This is a genomic window from Intestinimonas butyriciproducens, assembly GCF_004154955.1.
GTDB classification, from domain to species: domain Bacteria; phylum Bacillota; class Clostridia; order Oscillospirales; family Oscillospiraceae; genus Intestinimonas; species Intestinimonas butyriciproducens.
Map to the genome: position 1 here is coordinate 123,700 of NZ_CP011524.1, position 17,693 is coordinate 141,392.

Sequence of the window (17,693 nt, forward strand, 5' to 3'; positions counted from 1 at the left end):
GCTCCAGATCCGTCCGGTTCACGGCGGCGTCCCCCTCTCTGCGCATTAAATTCATATTAAAATACTATGCTTTGCGGTATAAGACCGCTGCTCCCATTTGTCAAGTAGGATTTTTTCGTTGCACATTGGGCTTTGGCGTGGTAAAATAACCCCCAACGAAAAAAAGGGGTTTTTGCTATGAAGCTGTCGGAACTTCTCTCACGGGGGCGGCCCACCGTCTCCTGTGAACTCTTCCCGCCCAAGGTGGGGACCACGCTGGACCAGGTGGAGGGCGTCCTCCGGGACACCGCCGCGCTGAGACCCGATTTTATCAGCGTTACCTACGGGGCGGGCGGGAGCACGTCCAAGCGCACCCAGGAGATCGCCGTACGGCTGCAGGACACCTATCATGTCCCCGCCCTGGCCCACCTCACCTGCGTGTCCTCCACCCGGGAGGAGATATCCTCTATGGTGGCCGCCCTCCGCGCCGCGGGGATCGAGAACATCTTGGCGCTCCGGGGGGATATCCCCCGGGATGCGGACTTCCCTTCCCCGGAACACTACCACTATGCCAGTGAGCTCATCGGCCACATCCGAAGCCTGGAGGGCGGAAAGGAGCTGTGCATCGGCGCGGCCTGCTATCCCGAGGGGCACGTGGAATGTCCCCACCGGGAGGACGATATCGATTTCCTGAAGCGGAAGGTGGACATGGGGGTGGACTTCCTCACCACCCAGATGTTCTTTGACAACGATGTGCTCTACCGTTTTCTCTACCGGGTGCTGGCGAAGGGGATCACGGTGCCGGTGATCGCGGGCATCATGCCGGTGATGAGCGTCAAGCAGATCCGCCGCTCCTGTGAGCTCTCGGGCACTGTGATGCCCCCGCGGCTCCAAGGCATAGCCGACCGCTTCGGCGACGATCCCGCCGCCATGCGGCAGGCGGGCATCGCCTACGCCACAGAACAGATCGTGGACCTCGTCGCCCACGGGGTGGAGCACATCCACATCTACACGATGAACAAGCCCGATGTGGCGGCCAGGATCATGGCCAACCTCTCGGATATCATCCGGCCCCGTGGCTGAGATCGACTGGAAGGAGGCGCGCCGCTACCTGGGGCTCCACAGGGGCGGCGGTACGGTGGACGAGGTCCTGGAGGCCGGCCTGCGGGACTGCGGACGGGCGCTCATGGCCTGTGCCCGTCCCAGAAGCGTCTGGCGGCGCTTTCCCCTGGCGCTGGGCGAGGGCCGGGTGGAGACGGCGGGCCTGCAGGTGGAGAGCCTCCACCTCCGCCGGCATCTGGAGGGCTGCACGGCGGTCTGCCTCTTTGCGGCCACACTGGGACCGGAGGTGGACCGGCTCCTCCACCGCGCCTCGGTCACCGACGTGAGCCGGGCGGTCATGATCCAGGCCTGCGCCGCCTCCCTGCTGGAGGTCTACTGCGACGAGTGCTGCGCCGCCATCGCGGCCCAGACGGCCGCCGAAGGGCTCACCCTCCGCCCCCGGTTCAGCCCCGGCTACGGGGACTTCCCCATCTCCTGCCAGCGCGCCCTCCTGCGTGCGCTGGAGGCCCCGAAGCGCATCGGCCTCACCGCCACGGAGACCATGATGCTCACCCCTACCAAATCGGTCACGGCTCTGGTGGGCCTCTCTCCGGAGGCCGCTCCCTGCCGTCCGGACGGCTGCCGTGCCTGCGGCAAGGCCGACTGCGCCTTCCGTCTGGAGTGAGGGCCTGGCCCCATCCTCAGAGCACAGCAGCCAGACCCTGAACAACATTCCAAGGAGGACTTTTCATGGATATCCGAACCGAACTGGGCCGCCGCATCCTCTTCTGCGACGGAGCCATGGGCACGATGCTCCAGGCCGCCGGCTTGCCCGCCGGGCGGGAGCCGGAGCTCTGGAACCTGGAGCGTCCCGAGGTGGTCCGCGCCCTCCACGGGCAATATCTGGCCGCCGGAGCGGACATCATTGCCACCAATACCTTTGGAGCCAACGGCGTGAAGCTCTCCGGCCACCCTCTGGAGGAGATCGCCGCCGCCGCCGTCCGCCTGGCGCGGGAGGCGGTGGAGGGGGCCGGCCGCGGCTGGGTGGCCCTGGACGTGGGGCCCACCGGACGGCTCCTTCAGCCCATGGGAGACCTGCCCTTTGAGGCCGCTGTGGAGGCCTATGCCCGGGAGATCCGGGCGGGCGTACAAGCGGGGGCGGATTTGGTCTTTCTGGAGACCATGAGCGACCTGTATGAGGCCAAGGCGGCGGTGGTGGCCGCCAAGGAGAACAGCGACCTGCCCATCTTCGTCACCCTGGTGCTGGATGAAAAGGGGCGGCTCCTCACCGGAGGCGACATCCCCTCCGCCGTCACGTTGCTGGAGGGGCTGGGGGTGGACGCGCTGGGACTCAACTGCGGCCTGGGGCCGGACCAGATGGCGGAGCTGCTCCCCACCCTGCGGGCCCATACCCGCCTGCCCATCATCCTCAACCCGAACGCCGGGCTTCCCGAGTGCGTGGACGGCTGTACCCGCTTCGGCGTGGGGTCGGAGGCCTTCTCCGCCGGCCTGGCCGGGCTGGCCCGGGCCGGCGCCTGGGTGGTGGGAGGGTGCTGCGGCACCACCCCCGACCACATTGCGGCCGTCGTACAGGCCTGCTCCGGCATCACGCCGCGCCCCCTGTGCCCGCAGCGGCGGACCCGGGTCTCCTCCTACGCCCGGACCGTGCCCTTCGGCGACGGTCCGGTGCTCATCGGCGAGCGCATCAATCCCACCGGTAAATCCCGGCTCAAGCAGGCTCTGCGGGAGCGGGATATGGACTATATCCTCCGGGAGGCCGTCCGCCAGCAGGAGAGCGGGGCCATGGTGCTGGATGTGAACGTGGGCCTGCCGGAGCTGGACGAGCCGGAGATGATGGCCCTCCTCATCCCGCAGCTTCAGAGCGTCACCGACCTCCCTCTTCAGATCGACACCTCCGATCCCGCCGCTATGGAGCGGGGGATGCGGCTCTACAACGGCTGCCCGCTGGTAAACTCGGTAAGCGGCAAAACCGAGAGCATGGAAGTGGTATTCCCGCTGATGAAGAAGTACGGCGGCGTGGCCATTGCCCTGACGCTGGACGAACAGGGCATTCCGGCCACGGCGGAGGCACGTCTGGCCATCGCCCGGCGCATTGTGGAGACGGCGGCGCGTTACGGCATCCCCAAGGAGGACCTGGTGTTCGACACGCTGGCCATGGCGGTGAGTGCGGAGCCCACTGCCGCACGGACCACCTTGGAGGCCCTGGCCCTTATTCGGTCGGAGCTGGGCTGTCACACCTCCCTGGGGGTCTCCAACATCTCGTTCGGGCTCCCCCAGCGGGAGAAGGTGAACGCAGCCTTTTTCCTCATGGCGCTGGAGCGTGGGCTCTCGGCGGCCATCCTCAACCCCAATTCCGCGGCCATGATGGACGCGTTCCGCGCGTTTTGCGCCCTGAACGGCCAGGACGCCAACTGTCAGGCGTATATTGCGGCCATGGCGGGAGAGACCTCCGCGCTGCCGGACCGGGCACCGGCGGCTTCCGCCGCGCCGGATCTGCCCGCTGCCGTGATCCGGGGCCTCCGGGAGAGCGCCGTCCAGGCCGCCCGGGCGGCGCTTGCGGAAAAGACGCCGATGGAGATCATCGATGCCGCGCTGATCCCCGCCCTGGACCATGTGGGGACCGAGTTTGAACAGGGCCGGATGTATCTCCCTCAGCTCCTCATGAGCGCCGAGGCGGCCAAGGCCGTCTTTGCGCTGCTACGGGAGCGGATGAGTCAGGGGGACGGCGGCCTTCCCGCCTCCAAGGGCAAGGTGGTGCTGGCCACCGTCAAGGGTGATGTCCACGACATCGGCAAAAACATCGTCAAGGTACTGCTGGAGAATTACGGGTATCAGGTCATTGACCTGGGAAAGGACGTCTCCCCCGAGACCGTGGCCGATACGGTGGTCCGGGAGGGGGCCGGCTTGGTGGGGCTCTCCGCCCTCATGACCACCACGGTGGGAAAGATGGAGGAGACCATCCGGCTCCTGCGGGAGCGAGCCCCCGGGTGCAGGATCATGGCCGGAGGAGCGGTGCTCACCGAGGAGTACGCCCGGCGCATCGGCGCGGATTTCTACGGCAAGGACGCCATGAGCGACGTGCGGTATGCCGACGGCGTGACCGGACGGGAGTGACGCCTCAGCGGGCCCCGGAACCACTTCCGGGGCCCGCTTTTTCAGCCGGTGTCCGACGCTTTGGGATGCTCAAAAAATGGAATTGGTCAAAAGCGGCATACTTCCAGTTGCTTTTTGGGGACGGGGACGTTATACTTTAATAATAATACCTGTTGTAGATTTTTATGTATACCGTTTGTAACGGTCCACTCCTTGGAGGTGCGCTGAATGAAAACGAACCGACTCCTCTCCTGCGCGCTGGCGCTGGCCGTGACTGTGTCCGCGCTGGCGCTGCCCGCGTCCGCCGCCACCGCCTTCCCCGATATCCAGAGCCACTGGGCCAAGAGCTATATCGAGGAAATGACCGACGCCAATATGTTCAAGGGCTATGAGGACGGGACCTTTAAGCCGGAGAACAAGCTGACCACCGCGGAGGCGCTGGCTCTCTGCGCCCGGGCCGTGGGACTGGATGAGAACACCAGTGCCGAGATCGCCGACGACTATAAAGAGGCGGTGGACGACGTACTGGACGGCAGCCAGTCCTGGTTCTACCGGGAGTTCGCCATCTGCCTGGCCGCGGGGATCCTCACCGAATCCAATCTGAAGAGCCTTACCCAGTCCGGCGCGCTCATCAAGCCCATCGTCAAGGAGGATCTGGCGGTCTACCTGATCCGCGCCATGCAGCTCGGCCCCATGTCCGAGCGGCTCTCCTCCTACCCCATGAGCTTTGACGACACCGCCTCCATCAGTGAGAGCGCCAAGCCGTCGGTCTATCTGCTGAGCGTGTACGGCATCGTCCAGGGGGATCAGAACAACGATTTCGGCCCAGACGGGCAGGTCACCCGGGCCATTATGGCCACCATGCTCTCCCGGGCCATTCGCTACATGGACGCCCACGGCACCGATCCGGACCTGCCGGAGTACACCAGCTATGCCTTCCAGCAGGGCGTCATCGCGGCCACGCCCGCCGAGGGCAGCGGCGGCGCGCTGATCCTCACCCTCAACGACGATCTCACCGGAGCCACGGCCTATTCGGTGTCCCTGCCCTCCGGCGTGACCATCTATGAAAACAATATGGAGTCCACCACCTCCGCCCTGAAGGCCGGCCGTCACGCCCGGGTCTGCCTGGACGGCAGGGGGACCGCCTATGCCGTCCGCGTCAGTGATGCGCTGGAGGAGTTTGAGGCCACCGTCAACGGCATTGACGGCTACGACATTGCGATTACCCGCAGCGGCCAGGGGGAGATCCTCACCATGGACCGCTTCACTCAGGTCCAGGTGGGCTCCAAGACCACCGGGGACCGCTCCATCGTGGATGCGGATGCCGGGTATACCAGCGCGGTCTGCAAGCTGGATGACCAGGGGCATCTGGTGGCCATCCGCCTCGATGGCGGTACCCGTACCGAAGAGGGCATTCTTGCCGGGTATACCAAGGCCAGCGGCACCACTGCCGCCAGCATTCAGGTCATCGGGTTCGACGGTGTGACCCGTACCTTCTCCGTCCCCTCCGGCGCCACCACCACCGTCAACAGTCTGGTGAGCAACCTCAATAGCAGCTATGAGGGCGACTATGTGTCCCTGCGGGTCTCCAACGACAGCAATGCCGTGGTCACCGCCGCAGTGGATACCGTTACGGAGTATGTGCAGGGTGCGGTGAAAGCCACCTCCTACGCCAGCGACGTCAATACCATCACGGTGACTAATCTCGACACAGGCAAGGCCACCTCTTATGACGTGTCTAAATCCGCCGTCATCACCTATAACGGCGAGACGACTCTTCTGCGGAACATCAAGAAGGACTACTTTGTCACCCTCCGCCTCTCCGGAGGCGATGCCGCCCTGATTGAGGCCTATCCCGGCTCCACCGTCACCGAGGGCGTCATTACCGAGCGGATATTCAGCGATACCGACACCACCGTCACCTTCGTCGTGACGCAGGAGGACGATACCCAAGTGAGCTTCAAGGTGGACCTGTCCAATCCCCCCGACATTGAACGGGACGAAGCCGACAGTACCATCGACAAGCTCCGCACCGGAGACTCTGTGGAGGTCACCGTCCGCTACAATGAGGTCACCCGCATCACAGCAACCTCTCAGAGCGCCAATGTCATCGGCACCGTGGACCGCATCATCCAGGAGAAGAACGGCTACACGCTGGAGATGACGCTCTCCGACGGGGAGGAGGTCTCCTACACCGTTACCTCCGGCGTCTCCGTTACCCAGAGCGGCAAGAGCGTCAACCTCTCCTCCCTGCGGCCCGGCTACAAGCTGGGACTGGTGGTGAGCGGCGAGCAGGTGGTCTCCATTGAGATCCAGCAGGCCGTCAACTCCAGCAATAAACTCACCGGCACCGTCATCTATGTGAGCGCCTCGGACAAATACATCTATCTCCGCTGTGTGGACGAGGCCGGCAACGAGGAGATCGTTACCGTGAACGCGCCCTCCGGCACGGTCATTCTGGATGTGTCCACCGGCGACAGCCTCAGCCTGAAGTATCTGGAGGCGGGCGACATCATTGAGGCGAATGGTGCCTACGACGGCGCGGAGTTCGATGCCACCGTGATCCTGAGACAGTGATTGTATGAAAAAAAGGTCCTCCGCCGCCCTTGCGGCGGAGGACCTTTTTTTGTGTGCGGAACGGTTTTTATTTTGAGATTCCAAATAGAGATTGACAGCAGCAGGAAAACCATGTATGATGCATATGTTTTGATATTCAAATAAATATGGAAGGAGGAACCAGCGTGAAGGGGAATCGGGCTGAGCTCAACCGCTTTCTGGTGGAGGTATTCGACGAGATTTTGAAAACAGAGGAGGAGAGCCTTGCCGGGAGCTTCAGCGACTTGTCCCTGCGGGAGCTGCACCTCATCGAGGAGGTGTGCCGGGCGGAGGATGAGGCCCGTGACAATCGGGCCACCGCCATTGCTGCGGCCCAGCGGGTGACGGCGGGAACCCTGACCACTGCGGTCTCCCTTCTGGAGCGGAAGGGCTACCTGGAACGGCGGCGGGACGAGCGGGACCGCCGGGCCGTTCGAATTTGGCCCACAGAGAAGGCCCGGGCGGCCGACCAGGTACACGCCGCATTTCACCGAGAGATGGTGGACGAGATCCTGAAGACGCTCTCCGACCAGGAGGCCCAGGTGCTGGTCAGGGCGTTGGGCAGTCTCACCGCCTTTTTTCGGGAAAAGTACGAGGCGTAGCGCCTGGGACGCCTACTTTTAAACTGCGAGGAGAAGAAATATGGTACGCATCATCACTGACAGCACCTGCGATCTGTCCAAGTCCCGCCAGGTGGAACTGGGGGTGGAGGTGGCTCCGCTCTCCGTCCACTTTGGAGCGGAGACCTTCCGGGACGGCGTGGATCTTACAAACGGGGACTTCTATGCCCGGCTCCGCCGGGCGGAGGCCCTGCCCACTACGTCCCAGGTCAATCCCGAGGATTTTGCCGCCCGCTTCCGGGCCTGCCGAGAGGCGGGAGACGAGGTGGTGGGGATTTTTATCTCCTCCCTGCTCTCCGGCACCTGTCAGTCCGCCTGCATTGCCCGGGATATGGTGGAGGATACGCATATCTTTGTGGTGGACTCGGGGACGGTCACCTTCGGGCTGGGACTGCTGGTGGAGCGGGCTGCGTTTCTGCGGGACCAGGGCCTCTCCGCCGGCGAGATCGCGTCCGAAGTGGAGCGACTCTCCGGGAGGCTGCGGTTCTACGCCGTGGTGGAGACCCTCAAATATCTCAAAATGGGCGGGCGCATTTCCGCTGCCACCGCCGTTGTGGGCGGGATGCTGGGGATCACGCCGATCCTGAACATTCGGGACGGTGTGGTAGAGGCAGCCGGAAAGTCCCGGGGGCGCAAGGGCGCCTACCAGTGGATGGAGGAACGGATTAAAAAGGAGCCGGTGGATACCGCGCTGCCGGTGGCCTTTGGACACTCCGACGCTCCGGCCGTTATGGCGGAGTGCGAGGAGTACTTCCGGGCGCGTATCCCTGGGATGACCGTCTATGAGAGCGATATCGGCGCCGTCGTGGGTACGCATGCCGGACCCGGGTGCGCCGGGATCGCCTACTTCGTGAAGGAGTGAGCACTGCTGGGGGCAGGCGGCGTGCCCACGGCGGTCCACCGCGCAGCGGTGTTCAAGGGTCTGTCCTAGGGACAGACCCTTGCCGCAGGCGGAATTGATTTTCGCCGCGGAGGTCCAATTCCGAGCGGACAAAATGAGGATTCTTTTCGCCCCTTCCAGGGACAGGTGGGCGGCGGCCGGAAGGCGCACCACGTGGTGCGCCTTTTTGCAGGGACCTCTCGGTGCACACTGTTCACAATTTCGTGATATGTTGCACCCTGGACGTGTTATAATACTGCCTGCGGAACTGCGCACTTGAACAGGACCGCCCCGCCTGATCGGCGGGTTTTACCAGCAGGTATGTCTGGGGCTTGTTTGAATATTGGCGACATGCCTTAAGAATCGCATGGGAAAGGACGTGCCAACGTGCGGCAAGGAGAGTTATCCTGGCGGGACAGGGGCAGACTGTGGATGCGGCTGGGGATACGGATGATCCTGGTCCTTCTGATCGTGCTGGCGCTGCGGTATCTGGTTCCCCCACTGCTGGGGCTGCTCATGCCCTTTGCGCTGGCCCTGGTGGTGGCATGGGTCCTCAATCCGCTGGTGAAGAGCCTCCAGAAGCGGTTGGGCCTGTCGAGAGGCGTGCTCTCCCTGCTGCTGATCCTGCTGGCCTTTGCCGTGGCGGGTGGGATCCTCTTTGGGCTGGGCCATAGTCTGGTCAGCGAGATCAGTTCCCTCATTGACAACTGGGAGGGAATCTGGGAGTCTCTTCAGGGCGGGATTCTTACCATTGGGGAAGAGCTGGACAAGTTCCTGGCCTATCTCCCGGACGAGGTGGAGACCTTTGTCAACGAAAGTCTGGATGGGCTCAACGCCTGGCTGAGCGTCTGGGTCAATGACGCCATGGTGGGGATGGGCACCCGCGCCAAAGATTTTGCCTTCAGCCTGCCCTCCTTTGTGGTGGCGCTGATTGTCTTCATCATGGCCACCTATTTCATCACGGCGGACTATCCTCATCTCCGTTTTTTGGTCACGGACAAGATGCCCGGCGAGGTCCGCGATTTCTTCTCCCGAGTCAAGCATACCGCGCTGGGGGCCTTCGCGGGGTATGTGCGGGCGGAGGTCATCATCTCCATCGGCGTGTTTGCCATTTTGCTGGCCGGGTTCCTGCTGATCCGTCAGCCCTATTCCGTACTGCTGGCCGTGCTGTTGGCCGTTCTGGACTTTATCCCCATCATCGGCTCGGGGACGGTCATGGTCCCGTGGGCGGTCATCGATGTGCTCACCGGCAATTGGGTCCACGCCGTGGGACTTATGGTAGTCTGGGGGATCGTCTGCGTCTTCCGACGGGTGGCGGAGCCCAAAGCGGTGGGCAGCCAGACAGGGCTCTCGCCGATCCTGTCCCTGGTGAGCATGTATGTGGGGATGCGCTTGGCGGGAGTGCTGGGCATGATCCTGGGGCCGGTCCTCTGCCTGGTACTCATCAATGTGTGCCGGACAGGGATTTTTGACGGCCTGCTGGGGGACCTGCGCCTGGCTGTACGGGACACCGCGGCCATTTTGAACGGCCATCCGGCACGCAGACCCCCTGCGCCCGGAGAAGAGGAATAATCCGTTCAAAAAAGGTTCCGGGTTCGTTCAAAAATCATTTGGCGTTTCTTCATGAAATGGTCATATTTTTCCGCTATCCTAGTAGGCGAACGAGAAAAGAAGAGCAAATATTCCATGAAGGAGCGATTCTTATGTACTATAACAGCAACAACGACAGCCATTCCCAGGAGCCCTGGGATCGTCCCATCGAGACCACCGGTCGTTCCTTGGATAATGAGTACGTCCCCGATGAGCCCGGACACAGCGGAAAGAAAAAGGGCCGCGGCGGGAAGACAGTGGCCCTATGCCTGGTGTGCGCGTTGGTGGGCGGGCTGGTCGGCGGCGTAGGCGCTACCGCCGCCACGGGCGGTTTGAGCGGCGGTACCACCACGATCTATGAGGGGGAGCGGGCGCCCACTGTGGTCAATGTGGCCCAGGTCAACGGAAAGACGCTCCTCACCGGGCCGGAGATCTATGCCTCCTTTGTCGGCTCCACCGTCGGTATCACCACGGAGGTGGTGACCACCAACTCCTGGGGCCAGCCGGTGTCCGCCGCTGCGGCCGGCTCCGGTTTCGTCATTACCAATGACGGATATATCCTCACGAATTACCACGTCATCGACGGAGCCCAGAGCATCAAGGTCGCCTTTGTGGACGGCACCACCTATGACGCCGTCCTAGTGGGCGGCGAGGAGGAAAACGACATCGCCGTGCTGAAAATCGACGCCACGGGGCTCACCCCCGTCATCATCGGGGACTCCGACAACATCAAGGTGGGCGAACAGGTGGTGGCCATCGGCAATCCTTTGGGCGAGCTGACCTATTCCATGACTCAGGGCATCATCTCGGCCAAGGACCGCAGCATCACCATGCAGAACGGCGAGGTCATGAACATGCTTCAGACCGACACGGCCATCAACTCCGGCAACTCGGGCGGGCCTCTCTTTGATATGTACGGACAGGTGATCGGCATCACCTCCGCCAAGCTCTCCAGCAGCTCTTCCACCAGTGAGGCCACCATCGAGGGACTGGGCTTTGCCATCCCCATCAACGACATCAAGGACATGGTACAGGATATCATCGCGCACGGCTACGTGACCGGAAAGGCCTACATGGGGATCACCGTCACCACTGTACCTGAGAGCGATGCCCAGCGCTACGGCATGAGCCAGGGCGCACTGGTCAAGAGCGTGGATGAGAGTTCGTGCGCGGCCAAGGCGGGCCTCCAGAAGGGGGATATCATCACCGCCATCGATGGCACCACGGTCCTCTCCTCCGCTGAACTGGTGGAGGCCAAGAAGGAGTATAAGGCGGGCGACACCGCTACCCTGGAGGTGGACCGCAGCGGGGAGAAGCTTACGCTGACCCTCACCTTCGACGAGGACACGCCTGAGCGCCGTGCCGCGCAGGAGGCCGCTCAGGAAGAGGAGGCCCAGCAGGAGCAGCAGCAATCCCAGCAGGGATCTTCCGATTTCTTCTGGCCCTTCGGCGGACTGTCCCCCTGGTTCTATTGACAGATCCCGAGAGAAATTTAAAACCGCGGTCCCCGGCGCATTCAGCGCCGGGGGCCGCGGTTTATCCGGTTTACAGGCGGTTGTCCGGCATGGTGCCGGGACCAGGAAGGCAAAAAGATGCGGTCTTACTCCTCATCCAGCTTGAGCACGGCCATGAAGGCCTCGGTGGGAATCTGCACAGTCCCCAGGCTCCGCATTTTCTTTTTCTTGCCCCAGGGAAGGCGTCGCCTTCCCTGGGGACCCCCATTCCGATTTCATTTGCTCGGGCGGAGTGAATCCTCCCTGCGCCAAGGTCCGGGCAGAGCCCGGACGCTTGTACGGCGCTTTGCGCGCCGCCCCGCGCTGCGGGGCCCCGGAAGGCAAAAAGAAAATGCTGCCGTTACTCCTCGTCCAGCTTGAGCACCGCCATAAACGCCTCCGTGGGAATCTGCACCGTGCCCAGACTCCGCATTCTCTTTTTGCCTTCTTTTTGCTTTTCCAGCAGCTTTTTCTTCCGGGTGATGTCGCCGCCGTAGCATTTGGCCAGCACGTCCTTGCGCATGGCCTTCACCGTTTCCCGGGCGATGACCTTGCCGCCGATGGCCGCCTGGACGGGCACCTCGAAAAGCTGGCGGGGGATATTCTCCTTGAGCTTCTCACAAAGCCGTCTGGCCCGGCCGTAGGCCTTGTCCTTATGGGCGATGAAGCTCAACGCATCCACCTGATCGCCGTTGAGAAGCAGGTCCACCTTTACCAGCTCGCTGGGCTGATACTGGTCCACCTCATAGTCCAGGGAGGCATAGCCCTTGGTACGGGCCTTGAGCGTGTCGAAAAAGTCGTAGATGATCTCATTGAGGGGCATGGAATAGTGGAGCTCCACCAGGTTGGTGTCCAGATACTGCATATCCTTGAACTCAGCCCGGCGCTCCTGACACATGGGCATGATGTTGCCCACAAATTCCGGCGGGGTGAGGATGGTCACCTTGGCATAGGGTTCTCTGGCCTCGACGATCAGGGCCGGATCGGGATAATTGTGGGGGTTGTCCACATGGACCACCTCACCGTCCGTCCGGGTGATCTCATAGATAACGGAGGGGAGGGTGGTGATGAGATCCAGGTCGAACTCCCGCTCCAGTCGCTCCTGGATGATCTCCATGTGGAGCATCCCCAAAAAGCCGCAGCGGAAGCCGAAACCCAAGGCGGCGGAGGATTCAGGCTCAAAGGAGAGTGCGGCGTCGTTGAGCTGGAGCTTCTCCAGGGCGTCCCGCAGGTCGGGGTACTTGGAACCGTCCTCGGTATAGATGCCGCAATAGACCATCGGGCGGGCGGGGCGGTAGCCGGGCAGGGCCTCAGCGGCGGGCCGTTCGGCCCCGGTGATGGTGTCTCCCACCCGGGTGTCCTTTACGTCCTTGATGGAGGCGGTAAAGTATCCCACTTCCCCGGCGATGAGCTCCTTGCAGGGCTCCATGCCGATGGGCAGGAGGTGGCCGCACTCCAGCACCTCATATCGGGCCCCGGAGGCCATCATCTTCACCGGCATGCCGGTGCGGAGGGTCCCCTCCATGACCCGGAAGTAGACGATGACGCCCCGGTAAGGGTCGTACTGGCTGTCGAAGATGAGGGCACGCAGAGGGGCCCCGGGGTCGCCCTTGGGGGCGGGGACATGGGCCACGATATCCTCCAACACAGCCGGAATGTTGAGGCCCATCTTGGCGGAAATCTCCGGGGCGTCCTGGGCCGGGATGCCGATGACGGTCTCGATCTCCTCCTTCACCTTCTGGGGCTCGGCGGCGGGGAGGTCTATTTTGTTGACCACGGGCAGGATCTCCAGATCGTGCTCCAGGGCCAGGTAGGTGTTGGCCAGGGTCTGCGCCTCAATGCCCTGGGCGGCGTCCACCACCAGGATGGCCCCTTCACAGGCGGCCAGAGAGCGGGAGACCTCATAGTTGAAGTCCACATGGCCCGGCGTGTCGATGAGATTGAGCTCATAGGTTTCGCCGTCGTCTGCCTTGTAGAGGAGACGCACCGCCCGGGCCTTGATGGTGATGCCGCGTTCCCGCTCCAGGTCCATGTTGTCCAGGAGCTGGCTCTCCATCTCCCGCTCAGGCACCGCGTCGCACAGCTCGATGAGCCGGTCCGACAGCGTGGATTTTCCGTGGTCGATGTGTGCAATGATAGAAAAGTTGCGAATTTTGTTCTGTTCTGTCATGAATAGATACCTCCGTGAGGAAAATCCACGCGGGCCCCCGCAAAGCGGGGCGCGTCAGCGGGCACAAGCCCGATGGGCTTGCCGCAGGCGGAATTGATTTCCGCCGAGGATGTCCGATCCAATGGGGCCCCCGCAAGGGCGTCAGCCCTTGTGGGGAGAGGATTTTCCGTGGTCGATGTGTGCAATGATAGAAAAGTTGCGAATTTTGTTCTGTTCTGTCATGAATAGATATCTCCGTGAGGAAAATCCAGGCCTACTTGCTTTCGGTGCGATAGGCGATCAGGCGGCGGGTGATCCGCTCGCCTGTATTGTGGACGATCTGCAGGAGAGATTGGTAGGCGCCCGGATAGGTCTGCGTCAGCACATCGTGGTTGATGGGCGGAAGGCTGCCCGACTCCTTCACCCGGGCGGCCAGCGCGTCCACATAGGCCACCTCGGCACAGGTCATATCGATGGTGGCGGTGCCGGTGATAAACTGCCGTGCAGGCACGGCGAAGAAGTCCTCGTTGTTGGTACCGTCTGCCCGATAGAGGTAGCGGAACATCTTATAGAGCGCAGTGCCCAAATAATCCGAACAGGCTTTGATGGCCTCCTTGCTGCCCACTTTGCCCAGCAGATCGAAGAGAATGCCCACTGAATTTACCAGCAGCTTTTTGGATAGGGTGGCCATGATACTGCCGCGCAGGACATTGTCCTTTTCGGCACTGTAATCGTACAGGCTCTCGGCATCCACGATGGTGGTGCCGTCACGGCTCAGGGTGCGGCCGAGCAGATAGTCGGCGGAGACGCCGTAATAATCGCAGGCCTTTACCACAAAGGCAAGGCCGGGCTCCCGGATTCCATTTTCATAGTGGGACAGCAGGGCCTGGCTGATGCCCAGATCTTTGGCCGCCGACCGCTGGGAGATCCCCTTCTCCTTTCTCAGCAGCGTCAGGGAACGGGAAAAGTCCGAACACATACTCCTCACACCTCACAAAAAACAGTATGTATAGTATAGTGTGCAAAATACAAAAAGTAAAGCCCAAAGTTTCGGAATCTGGGCAAATTGGGCATTGTGATAGGGTGTTATTGGGTGTATAATACCCTTACTTGAGTCAAAACCGAAACATTTTATTGGAGGCGTACCAATTATGTTTGAAAACCTGATTGAAAAGCTCAAAAAGAATCCCACGACGCTGGTCTTTACCGAGGGGACCGACGCCCGCATTCTGGAGGCGGCCTCCCGCCTGAAGAAGAACGGCATCCTGGAGCCCCTCCTCATCGGCGTCCCTGAGGAGGTGCAGGCCGCCGCGGAAAAGGGCGGCTTTGATATCACCGACATCCGTGTCATCGACCCCGCCAACTACCGCCGGATGGACGAGCTGGTGGACAAGATGGTGGAGCTCCGCAAGGGCAAGATGACACCGGAGGAGTGCCACGCCGCTCTGCTCAAGGGCAACTATTTCGGGACCATGCTGGTGAAGATGGGCGTGGCTGATGCCCTGCTGGGCGGCGCGACTTACTCCACCGCCGACACGGTGCGGCCCGCGCTGCAGCTGGTAAAGACCAAGCCCGGCAACAAGAGCGTATCCTCCAGCTTCGTGATGATCCGTGAGAAGGGCGACGGCACCGAAGAGAAGTATATCATGGGCGACTGCGCCATCAATATCGAGCCCACTGCCGAAGAGATGGCCGAGTGCGCGGTGGAGTGCGCCCACACGGCCAGAATTTTCGACATCGATCCCAAGGTGGCCATGCTTTCCTATTCCACCAAGGGCTCTGGCAAGGGTGAGAACGTGGATAAGGTCCGCACCGCCACTGAGCTGGCCAAGGCCGCCGCGCCTGAGTTGGACATCGACGGCGAGCTGCAGTTTGACGCCGCGTTCTCTCCCGTGGTGGCCCAGACCAAGTGCAAGGGCTCTCCGGTGGCCGGGCAGGCCAATGTGTTCATCTTCCCTGAGATCCAGTCCGGCAATATCGGGTATAAGATTGCCCAGAGGCTGGGTGGCTTTGCCGCGTACGGCCCCATTCTCCAGGGTCTGAACGCCCCCATCAACGACCTCTCCCGCGGCTGCGACGCCGAGGAGGTCTACCAGATGGCCATCATCACCGCGGGCCTGAAGTAAAGACAAACCGGCGGAGGATTCCCGAGACCTTAGGACCTCCTCACCCCGCCGAAGGCGGGTCAAGGGTTTTGCTCCTGTATCAAAACCTTGCCGCAAGGTGAATGGATTTTGCCTGGGAAGGAAAGGGCGCCGGGAAGATCGAATGGAAACAGGAACTGGCCTCCCGACTTCGGGAGGCCAGTTTTTTGACAAGGAGGCAAGAGATGAGTCTGTTTGACGCTTACGATCCCGCGCCCGACGCGGTATTGAACCCGGAGGACGCCACCCGCCCGATCCCGGGGTTTCCCGAGACCGTGGTCATCACCTTCCAACCCTCTTTGGTGGAGGCCGTTGCGGCCCGGCCGGAGGCGGCGCTCCTGTGCCGCATTCCGGTGTTCTTCCAGATGCCCGTCTACCGCCTCCCCGCCCAAGGGACGGAGCTGGCCGTCTACCAGACGCTGATGGGCGGGGCGGTGTCGGCGGCCATGCTGGAGGAGGTCATCGCCCGGGGCGCCCGGAAGGTCGTCCTCTTCGGCTCCTGCGGCTCGCTGTGCCGGGAACTTCCCGACGGACACCTGATCGTCCCCACGGCCGCCTATCGGGACGAGGGGGTGAGCTATCACTACCTCCCCGCCGAGGACTATATATCCCTCCCCACCGCGCCGCGGACGGCGGAGATCCTCCGGGAGCTGGGCGTCCCCTTTGCGCTGGGCAGGACCTGGACCACCGACGCCCTCTACCGGGAGACCCGCCGGAACGTGGCCCGGCGGAAGGCGGAGGGCTGCATCGCGGTGGACATGGAGTGCGCCTCCCTTGCGGCGGTGTGCCGGTTCCGGGGCGTTGCCTTTCACCAGTTCCTCTATACGGAGGACAATCTGGACGGAGCATTCTGGGACCCCCGCCTGATGGGAAAGCTCCCCCAGGACGCAAAAGAGGCCTATTTCAGGATCGCGCTGGAGATTGCCAGACGCATATGAATCATACCCACCGGCCGTGCCGGTGGTTTGCACAGGACCGCTTGGGGCATGACCCGGGCAGAGCCAATAGGCTCATCGAATGGTCTGCCAATCGCGCAGATTTCCCGGGCTTGCCCCGGCCTTGACCGCTGCCCTCAGTCCCGCTGTACGGGTGGACAAGGCGGCCAATCCCTCAAAGTGCTTGGCCGTACTCTTTCTCATTTTGCGGTATTTCTTTTCTTAAAATTGAAATGGGCGGGAAGCCATTTTAGGGCGTTCCCGCCTTGATTATCCTTTAGCAAAGGCGGGCGGGGCTGTCAACGGCGGCGCTGAAAGCGCCGTTTATCTTGACCGTTGAATGCTCCGGATGACTTTGCTATTTCACCGGCAAATTGGAAGTTGCTTTGTACGTCTTAGGCGGATAAGACGTAATAATTACAGCTTTAGTGCAGATTAGAGGGGAGAGAACGTACTTGGAAATAAACGGTTGGCATTATGATTATGAAAAGCTGCCTTACTGGGATATTCGCGACCGGTTCTCCTATGTTTTTGATGAACTTTACGAAAATGAGCAATCGGACACCGCATGTCTGATTTATTCAATCGCAGAGGTAAGCATGTGTAACGAAGTAGGGTGTTTGGCTGTTTTAAGGCAAAAAAGTTCTCCTGAATTGATGATTAACGTAACATCATTTCATTTTCCAAGGCAGCATGTATGCTATAGCCTGAATGGAAAATATATTTTCCTTAAAGCACATGTTTACATGGAAGCGGAAAACAGGATACTTTGTCCAATTATTATCATCGACCTTTTTAATGACAAATTTGCCTCTGCGGATATTCATGCGAATACTACATGTTCTACGTTTAAGGAGTTAAACTCTAATCAAATCTTGGTAACATCACCCCTGATCAAAAAGGAACACGAGGACGTACTGTTCATGTTCTCACAGTTAAAGTGGTTTCCTATACTTGAGTTAAATCAGTTCCAATTTTGACAAGCGGTGTGCGTCTTATTGGTATAAGGTGTGCTCACCAACCTCAGGTTTGCGTTCCCGACTGAATGTCTGGCTCCCCGCCTTACGCGCGTGTCCTCTCAGTGCTTTCCCTGTTATAAGCGAGTCATCTGGGCGAACCGATTCCGATAGCCGCCTTTCATTGTGCCCCCTTC

General features: G+C 61.4%; 14 protein-coding genes. 11 read left to right on the forward strand and 3 right to left on the reverse strand.

The window, feature by feature from the left end; genetic code table 11:
* The first annotated feature begins 177 nt into the window (after nt 1-177).
* From metF to SRB521_RS00615, 8 genes are all read left to right on the forward strand, one after another.
* The gene (gene metF, locus SRB521_RS00580; protein ID WP_058116827.1) at nt 178-1,062 is read left to right on the forward strand and encodes a methylenetetrahydrofolate reductase [NAD(P)H]; all 885 of its coding nucleotides are present in this window, start codon (nt 178-180) and stop codon (nt 1,060-1,062) included.
* Nucleotides 1,055-1,705 carry a vitamin B12 dependent-methionine synthase activation domain-containing protein gene (locus SRB521_RS00585; protein ID WP_083631007.1) on the forward strand — a complete coding sequence of 217 codons (651 nt, stop codon included), beginning with the start codon at nt 1,055-1,057 and terminating at the stop codon, nt 1,703-1,705. The genes metF and SRB521_RS00585 overlap by 8 nt, the downstream gene beginning before the upstream one ends.
* A gap of 65 nt (nt 1,706-1,770) precedes the next feature.
* Nucleotides 1,771-4,155: a homocysteine S-methyltransferase family protein gene (locus SRB521_RS00590; protein ID WP_116721575.1), complete on the forward strand. Its 2,385-nt coding sequence runs from the start codon at nt 1,771-1,773 to the stop codon at nt 4,153-4,155.
* Nucleotides 4,156-4,362: 207 nt separating this feature from the next.
* Nucleotides 4,363-6,711 (forward strand): S-layer homology domain-containing protein, encoded by a 2,349-nt coding sequence (locus tag SRB521_RS00595; RefSeq protein WP_116721574.1) that lies wholly within the window; start codon nt 4,363-4,365, stop codon nt 6,709-6,711.
* Nucleotides 6,712-6,875: 164 nt separating this feature from the next.
* A complete protein-coding gene (locus tag SRB521_RS00600; protein WP_033118795.1) occupies nt 6,876-7,331 on the forward strand; it encodes a MarR family winged helix-turn-helix transcriptional regulator in 456 nt (151 codons plus the stop codon).
* Nucleotides 7,332-7,371: 40 nt separating this feature from the next.
* Nucleotides 7,372-8,211, forward strand: a complete 840-nt coding sequence (locus SRB521_RS00605) for a DegV family protein (RefSeq protein ID WP_116721573.1) — start codon at nt 7,372-7,374, stop codon at nt 8,209-8,211.
* A 450-nt stretch (nt 8,212-8,661) separates the two neighbouring features.
* Nucleotides 8,662-9,801, forward strand: coding sequence for a sporulation integral membrane protein YtvI (gene ytvI / locus SRB521_RS00610; RefSeq protein ID WP_075704969.1), 1,140 nt, complete (start codon nt 8,662-8,664; stop codon nt 9,799-9,801).
* A gap of 131 nt (nt 9,802-9,932) precedes the next feature.
* On the forward strand, nt 9,933-11,294 hold the full coding sequence (locus SRB521_RS00615) for a S1C family serine protease (protein ID WP_075704970.1): 1,362 nt from the start codon (nt 9,933-9,935) through the stop codon (nt 11,292-11,294).
* Between the two features lie 379 nt (nt 11,295-11,673).
* Here SRB521_RS00615 and lepA read toward each other — a convergent pair whose 3' ends face one another.
* Nucleotides 11,674-13,482 carry a translation elongation factor 4 gene (lepA, locus tag SRB521_RS00625; protein ID WP_116721572.1) on the reverse strand — a complete coding sequence of 603 codons (1,809 nt, stop codon included), beginning with the start codon at nt 13,480-13,482 and terminating at the stop codon, nt 11,674-11,676.
* A gap of 253 nt (nt 13,483-13,735) precedes the next feature.
* Entirely contained in the window at nt 13,736-14,440 is a 705-nt protein-coding gene (locus tag SRB521_RS00630; protein WP_033118801.1) for a helix-turn-helix domain-containing protein, read from the reverse strand.
* A 172-nt stretch (nt 14,441-14,612) separates the two neighbouring features.
* Here SRB521_RS00630 and pta point away from each other — a divergent pair, with 172 nt between their 5' ends.
* Together pta and SRB521_RS00640 are read left to right on the forward strand one after the other, a co-directional pair.
* Nucleotides 14,613-15,587: a phosphate acetyltransferase gene (gene pta, locus SRB521_RS00635; RefSeq protein WP_116721571.1), complete on the forward strand. Its 975-nt coding sequence runs from the start codon at nt 14,613-14,615 to the stop codon at nt 15,585-15,587.
* Nucleotides 15,588-15,790: 203 nt separating this feature from the next.
* Nucleotides 15,791-16,543 (forward strand): nucleoside phosphorylase, encoded by a 753-nt coding sequence (locus SRB521_RS00640; RefSeq protein ID WP_075704972.1) that lies wholly within the window; start codon nt 15,791-15,793, stop codon nt 16,541-16,543.
* Nucleotides 16,544-16,615: 72 nt separating this feature from the next.
* Here SRB521_RS00640 and SRB521_RS16605 read toward each other — a convergent pair whose 3' ends face one another.
* A complete protein-coding gene (locus SRB521_RS16605; protein WP_272039742.1) occupies nt 16,616-16,744 on the reverse strand; it encodes a hypothetical protein in 129 nt (42 codons plus the stop codon).
* A 251-nt stretch (nt 16,745-16,995) separates the two neighbouring features.
* Here SRB521_RS16605 and SRB521_RS00650 point away from each other — a divergent pair, with 251 nt between their 5' ends.
* On the forward strand, nt 16,996-17,520 hold the full coding sequence (locus SRB521_RS00650) for a hypothetical protein (protein ID WP_116721569.1): 525 nt from the start codon (nt 16,996-16,998) through the stop codon (nt 17,518-17,520).
* Nucleotides 17,521-17,693: the final 173 nt, after the last annotated feature.